Source organism: Streptococcus hyointestinalis (genome assembly GCF_041225505.1).
Classification (GTDB): domain Bacteria; phylum Bacillota; class Bacilli; order Lactobacillales; family Streptococcaceae; genus Streptococcus; species Streptococcus hyointestinalis_B.
Genome location: NZ_JBCLSK010000059.1, coordinates 1 through 6,610, shown reverse-complemented (window position 1 = coordinate 6,610; position 6,610 = coordinate 1). Strand labels below are relative to the sequence as shown.

General features: G+C 41.5%; 6 protein-coding genes. 5 read left to right on the top strand and 1 reads right to left on the bottom strand.

What is annotated here, in order from left to right:
- Positions 1-210 precede the first annotated feature (210 nt).
- The 4 genes from malQ (at position 211) to AALA56_RS09540 (ending at position 5,495) form a co-directional block, all read left to right on the top strand.
- Positions 211-1,707 carry a 4-alpha-glucanotransferase gene (gene malQ / locus AALA56_RS09555; protein WP_369909819.1) on the top strand — a complete coding sequence of 499 codons (1,497 nt, stop codon included), beginning with the start codon at positions 211-213 and terminating at the stop codon, positions 1,705-1,707.
- A gap of 9 nt (positions 1,708-1,716) precedes the next feature.
- Positions 1,717-3,978, top strand: a complete 2,262-nt coding sequence (gene glgP / locus AALA56_RS09550; RefSeq protein ID WP_369909818.1) for a glycogen/starch/alpha-glucan family phosphorylase — start codon at positions 1,717-1,719, stop codon at positions 3,976-3,978.
- A 147-nt stretch (positions 3,979-4,125) separates the two neighbouring features.
- A complete protein-coding gene (locus AALA56_RS09545) occupies positions 4,126-4,944 on the top strand; it encodes a transporter substrate-binding domain-containing protein (protein ID WP_369909817.1) in 819 nt (272 codons plus the stop codon).
- Between the two features lie 50 nt (positions 4,945-4,994).
- Complete coding sequence (locus tag AALA56_RS09540) at positions 4,995-5,495, top strand: YkgJ family cysteine cluster protein (protein WP_369909816.1); 501 nt, start codon at positions 4,995-4,997, stop codon at positions 5,493-5,495.
- Here AALA56_RS09540 and AALA56_RS09535 read toward each other — a convergent pair.
- Positions 5,492-6,157, bottom strand: coding sequence for a hypothetical protein (locus AALA56_RS09535; RefSeq protein WP_369909814.1), 666 nt, complete (start codon positions 6,155-6,157; stop codon positions 5,492-5,494). The genes AALA56_RS09540 and AALA56_RS09535 overlap by 4 nt on opposite strands.
- Between AALA56_RS09535 and AALA56_RS09530 the strand changes: the two genes are divergently transcribed.
- Complete coding sequence (locus AALA56_RS09530; RefSeq protein ID WP_369909813.1) at positions 6,147-6,275, top strand: hypothetical protein; 129 nt, start codon at positions 6,147-6,149, stop codon at positions 6,273-6,275. The two genes, AALA56_RS09535 and AALA56_RS09530, sit on opposite strands and share 11 nt — an antisense overlap.
- The last annotated feature ends 335 nt before the right edge of the window (positions 6,276-6,610 follow it).

The window sequence follows — 6,610 nt, the reverse complement described above, 5'->3', positions numbered from 1 at the left end:
TCTCAGAGTCTTTCTAATTGTTTTTGTGGTGATTACAATTATATCTCTCTGAGGTGTTTTTTCATACTTTTAAGTGGTTAACTTCATTTTAGAACTTTTAGGAGGCTAAAAAAAGACTATTTTTTGAATTTTTTGTCAAAAAACACTTGACTTATGCAACCGCTTGCGTTAAACTAAAAATGTAAACAATAGCACAAGGAGATTACAACTATGGCAAAACGTGCAAGCGGTGTCCTAATGCATATCACTTCTCTACCAAACCAATTTGGTGTGGGAACTTTCGGTAAATCTGCCTATGATTTTGTCGATTTTTTAGAGGAAACAGACCAAACTTACTGGCAAATTTTGCCACTGACAACGACAAGTTATGGTGACTCCCCTTATCAATCTTTTTCTGCCATCGCAGGAAACACACATTTTATTGACTTTGATTTGTTAGCTGCGGCGGGTTATCTGCGTGAGGCTGACTATGCAACTGTTGATTTTGGAAATGACCCAGAGCAAGTGGACTACGAACGTATCTACACTGCTCGCCGTCCTATCCTAGAAAAAGCAGTTACAACTTTCCTACAAGAAAAAAGCAACAAAGAACGCTTAGCGCAATTTGAGAAAAAAGCTAGCTGGTTAGCTGACTACGCTGAGTTTATGGCATTAAAAGAACACTTTGGCAATAAAGCACTCACCGAGTGGGATGATGTCAAAGCTATCAAACGTGACCCAGTAACGCTTGCGACTTACCGTAAGGAGCTTGAAGATAAGATACTCTTCCACAAAGTCGTTCAATACTTCTTTGACCAACAATGGTATCAACTGAAAAAATATGCCAATACCAAAGGTATCCAAATTATCGGCGACATGCCAATCTATGTGTCAGCTGACAGTGTAGAAGTTTGGACCATGCCTGAACTCTTTAAGCTTGACACTAACCGCCGCCCAACAGTGATTGCCGGTGTGCCTGCTGATGAGTTTAGTGATGACGGTCAACTTTGGGGCAACCCAATCTACAACTGGAGTGAGCACCAAAAGACTAACTATGCTTGGTGGGTTGAGCGTATCAAAGCTGGTGTGACCATGTACGATGTGCTTCGTATCGACCACTTCAAAGGCTTCTCTGATTACTGGGAAATCCGTGGCGACTACGAAACAGCTAACGACGGTTCATGGCAACCAGGTCCAGGACGTGCTCTGTTTGACGCTGTTAAGAAAGAATTGGGAGAGTTGCCAATCATCGCTGAAAACCTTGGTTACATCGATGAAAAAGCTGAGCAACTGCTTGCTGATACAGCCTTTCCAGGGATGAAGATTTTAGAGTTTGGGTTCTTTGATACAGACGGCTCTAGCGAGGACTTACCACATTTCTACACAGAAAACAGCGTTGCCTACGCTGGTACGCATGACAATGAAGTCATCAACGGTTGGTTTGACAGTTTGACAAAAGAGCAACAAGCCTACGCTGAAAACTACATGCGTCGCTTGCCAGATGAGCCTATCGTCGAAACAGCGCTTCGCACACTCTACTCATCTGTAAGTAGCATTGCTATCACTTGCATGCAAGACTTACTTGATAAACCAGCAAGCAGCCGTATGAATACGCCAAATACCCTAGGAGGCAACTGGCAATGGCGCATGCTTGCTGAAGATCTAACACAAGAACGCAAAGACTTCTTAAAAGAAATCACAACTGTATATTATCGAGGACGAAAATAGGAGAATATCATGACAACTTTTAGTAACTATGTAGCAGAAAATGGCAATCAATTAGCTCAAATGACAAACGAAGAAATCTACGTGAGCTTATTGAACTACGTCAAAGAACTAGCTAGTCAAAAAGGAAAAAACACAGCAAAACGTAAAGTCTACTACATCTCAGCTGAATTTTTGATTGGGAAATTATTGTCTAACAACCTCATCAACCTAGGCATTTACAAAGATGTCAAAAAAGAACTGGAAGCTGCTGGCAAATCCATCGCTGAAATCGAAGATGTTGAACCAGAACCATCACTAGGTAACGGTGGACTTGGACGTTTAGCTTCATGTTTCATCGACTCTATGGCAACACTTGGTATCAACGGTGAAGGTGTTGGACTCAACTACCACTGTGGACTTTTCAAACAAGTCTTCCACCACAACGAACAAGAAGCTGAAGCGAACTACTGGATTGAAAACGACTCTTGGCTAGTACCAACTGACATTAGCTACGACGTGCCATTCAAGGACTTCACATTGAAATCTCGTCTTGACCGTATTGATGTCCTTGGCTACCACAAAGATACTAAAAACTACCTCAACCTCTTTGATATTGACGGTTTAGATTACGGTCTTATCCATGACGGTATCACTTTTGACAAGACTGAAATCAAGAAAAACTTGACTCTCTTCTTGTATCCAGACGATTCTGACAAGAACGGTGAGTTGCTCCGTATCTACCAACAATACTTCATGGTCTCAAATGCTGCGCAATTGCTCATTGACGAAGCGCTTGAACGCGGCTCAAACCTTCATGACCTTGCTGACTACGCCTATGTCCAAATCAACGACACGCACCCATCAATGGTCATTCCAGAGCTTATCCGTTTGTTGACGGAAAAACATGGCATTGACTTTGACGAAGCCGTTAGCATCGTAAGCAACATGGTCGGCTACACAAACCACACTATCCTAGCAGAAGCCCTTGAAAAATGGCCTGTTGAGTACCTCAACGAAGTCGTTCCACATCTTGTCACTATCATTGAAAAACTAGACAAACTTATTCGCAGCAAATACAGCGACCCAGCTGTTCAAATCATTGACGAAGATGATCGTGTCCACATGGCACACATGGACATCCACTTCTCAACAAGTGTCAACGGGGTAGCAGCACTTCACACAGAAATCTTGAAAAACTCTGAGTTGAAGCCATTCTACGATATCTATCCTGAAAAATTCAACAACAAAACAAACGGTATCACTTTCCGTCGCTGGCTTGAATTTGCCAACCAAGACTTGGCAGATTACCTCAAAGAGTTGATTGGTGATGGTTATCTTGAAGACGCTACTCAGCTTGAAAAATTGCTTGACTATGCAGACGACAAGGCAGTTCATGCTAAACTTGCTGAAATCAAACACAACAACAAATTAGCGCTTAAACGCTACCTCAAAGAAAACAAAGGCATTGAGCTTGACGAAAACTCTATCATTGATACACAAATCAAACGTTTCCACGAGTACAAACGTCAACAAATGAACGCTCTTTACGTCATCCACAAATACCTTGAAATCAAACGTGGTAACCTTCCAAAACGTAAAATCACAGTTATCTTTGGTGGTAAGGCAGCGCCTGCTTACATCATCGCACAAGACATCATCCACCTTATCTTGTGTCTGTCTGAGCTTATCAACAACGACCCAGAAGTGAACCAATACCTCAACGTACACCTGGTTGAAAACTACAACGTCACTGTTGCTGAGCACCTCATCCCTGCCACTGACGTTTCTGAGCAAATCTCTCTTGCTTCAAAAGAAGCTTCAGGAACTGGTAACATGAAGTTCATGCTAAACGGTGCTCTCACACTTGGTACAATGGATGGTGCCAATGTTGAGATTGCAGAGTTGGCTGGTAAAGAAAACATCTACACATTTGGTAAAGACTCTGATACCATTATCGAGCTCTACGCTACAGAAGGCTACGTTTCTAAAGACTACTATGAAGGCGACGAAGCTATCAAGGAAGCTGTTGACTTTATCGTGAGCGACCAGGTGGTAGCTGTCGGAAATGAAGAACGCCTCAACCGCCTTCGTGATGAGCTTATCAATAAAGACTGGTTCATGACTTTGATTGACCTTAAAGAATACATCGCAGTAAAAGAACAAGTCTTTGCAGATTACGAAGACCAAGACAGCTGGAACAAAAAAGTTATCCACAATATTGCAAAAGCTGGTTTCTTCTCATCAGACCGCACTATTGAGCAATACAACGAAGACATCTGGCACAGCCACTAAGATAAGAAAAAGGAGACCAACTGGTCTCTTTTTTTGATGGTGAAATAAAATTTGGATATTTTTCCATATAAATCCTTGACAAATGAATAAATATAAAATAGAATAGTAACATACTTAAAAATAACTAAAAGAAAAGAGAATACGCTTATGAAATGGAAACACCTTGTAGCTGGAGCTTTGCTCGCTTTTTCAGCCACTGCCTTAGTCGCTTGTGGCTCATCGTCGTCAAGTTCAGAGGACAACTCGCTCAAAAAAATCGAAGATAAGGGGACTTTGACAGTAGCGACCAACCCTGAGTTTGCGCCTTTTGAGTTCAAGACACTTGTTAACGGAAAAGACACTGTTGTCGGAGCTGATATTGACATTGCCAAGGCTATCGGTAAGGAGCTTGGCGTTAAGGTCAAAATTTCTTCTATGTCTTTTGATAACGTCCTAGCCAGTGTACAATCTGGTAAAGCCGACATTGCTATCGCTGGTATTTCAGCAACCAAAGAACGTCAAAAAGTGTATGATTTTTCAGATAGCTACTACGAGTCTGTCAACGTGGTGCTTGTGAGAAAGTCTGACGCTGATAAATATACATCAACAAGTTCATTTAAAAACAAGCAAGTCGCTGTTCAAAAAGGTACCATCCAAGAGTCTGTCGCTGAGGAACAACTAAAAGGTGCTAAAGTGCTGACGCTTACTCAAAACAGTGAAATCATTAGTGAACTTAAGAGCGGTAAAGTAGACGCTGTCGTTCTTGAAAAGCCAATCGCTAAAGGTTATGTTGAGAAAAATAGCGATTTGACGATTGCTGAAAAAGTAACCTTGAAGTCAGGTGATTCAGACTCTTACGCTATTGCTATGCCAAAAGGTAGCACAGCCCTTAAAAATAAAATCAATAAAATCATCAAACAACTAAAAGACTCTGGCAAGATTGAAGAATATGTCAAAGAAGCCTACGAACAGTCTATTAGTGACTAATAAAACCGCCTTGAGGCGGTTTTTGCTTGTTATATAAAGAGAGGAAGAAGATGTCACAAACAAGTCTTGATATCGAACGCTACAAAGAACTCGCCCAGCAAAAACAAGGAGAGCACCGTAAATTTTTAGCCACGCTCAAGAAAAAAGCGCCTAAAAATCTGTATAAAATTGTCCAAGAAGTACACCAAGAGGTTTTTGCTGAGATTGACTGCACAGCCTGTGCCAATTGCTGCAAGACCTTGGGACCTTTGTTTACAGAAGCAGATATACAGCGTATCGCAAAGCACTTTCGGATGAAGCTAGGGGCGTTTGAGGAGGCGTTTTTAAAGGTTGACGAAGATGGAGACAAGATTTTCAAGGCTATGCCCTGTCCTTTTCTTGGTGAGGATAATCTGTGTAGCATTTATGAAGTGCGACCCAAAGCCTGCAGAGAGTTTCCGCATACCGATCGCAAGAAAATCTATCAGATTAACAATCTAACCATTAAAAACACGCTCTTTTGCCCAGCGGCTTATCTCTTTGTGGAAAAATTGCGAGCCAGACTTGGCTAGAAGTTAATGGTGATGTCCTTGACACTGGTTATCAAACGATAGATGGTAAATGCCCAGAGCACACTGTTTCGTGTGGCAATATCCCAGCCTTCAGTGCCACCAAGGAGAAGTTTCCAATCAAAAAGATAGAAAATCAGCATGGTGACTGCCATTCCCCAGGTCATGAAAAATTTAACAAAGTTTTCTTGCGTGCTCTTATCCTCCAGTCGAAGTTGCGAGATGATAAAATCCAAAAACACATGAATCAAGAAGATGAAAAAGAGCATGGCAAGAAAGTAGACGTTAAAGGTTTTGGGGATGAATTTTGATGTCATATCACCGATATAAAAAGAAGCAAAGATAGCTAAAAAGATAAGGCTGCTACCACTAGCTACCAAAACGGTGTGCAGTTGTTTTTGGCTTGGTGTGAGACTAGCCAAGAGGCGATAAGGCAGCAGAGCTAGACAGCAGTAGAGTGTGATACGTTTGTGGGTATCATTAGCGACAATGCCTTTTAAAAAGGCGAGGTAGATGAGATTTCCTAAAAGCGCTCCGATACACAAAGTCTTTAGGCTAAGAAGCCCGTCTGCGCTGATGGTTGGCAAACCAAGGCAAAAATGTCCCAAAACGACCGCAAAAAAAGCACCTGAAAAACTGACAGATAAAAAGTCAATGGCGGACATAAAGTGCTTGGATAGCCTTGAGGACTGGCTTAGCCAGAGTAAGGTTTTACTGATAGCGGTCAATAAAATCCCACCGATAATAGGCGCTATCTTTAAAAACCAGCTAACTTCATTTTGAAAAACAATGCTTAAAACACCGCTGTAGAGCAGAGCTAATCCCGCTATCCTTAGCGTAAGTGCTAATAGATTGCCGTAAGCAAGCGGATAGAGCTCTTTTTCAAGCTCCTAAGTGCCTGTCCTACTTGTTGATACCAAAGTTTGAGCATGGTTGACCTCTTTCTAAGATGACTTATTGTCTTATGACTATACTATAATTATAGACTAACTTTTTGGGAAAATCTACGTCTAAAAAGTAAACATTTTGCTTTTTGCGGTCAAAAAAGGCAAAATTCAAGTCCAAGTTAGCCAGCGTATAACACCTCTCTGGGAGTTTTGTAATCTAATACTTTCTTA

Coding starts and splice junctions, on each gene's coding strand:
- malQ (WP_369909819.1), top strand. CDS start 211: ATGGCAAAACGTGCAAGCGGTGTCCTAATGCATATCACTTCTCTACCA.
- glgP (WP_369909818.1), top strand. CDS start 1,717: ATGACAACTTTTAGTAACTATGTAGCAGAAAATGGCAATCAATTAGCT.
- AALA56_RS09545 (WP_369909817.1), top strand. CDS start 4,126: ATGAAATGGAAACACCTTGTAGCTGGAGCTTTGCTCGCTTTTTCAGCC.
- AALA56_RS09540 (WP_369909816.1), top strand. CDS start 4,995: ATGTCACAAACAAGTCTTGATATCGAACGCTACAAAGAACTCGCCCAG.
- AALA56_RS09530 (WP_369909813.1), top strand. CDS start 6,147: ATGGCGGACATAAAGTGCTTGGATAGCCTTGAGGACTGGCTTAGCCAG.
- AALA56_RS09535 (WP_369909814.1), bottom strand. CDS start 6,157: ATGTCCGCCATTGACTTTTTATCTGTCAGTTTTTCAGGTGCTTTTTTT.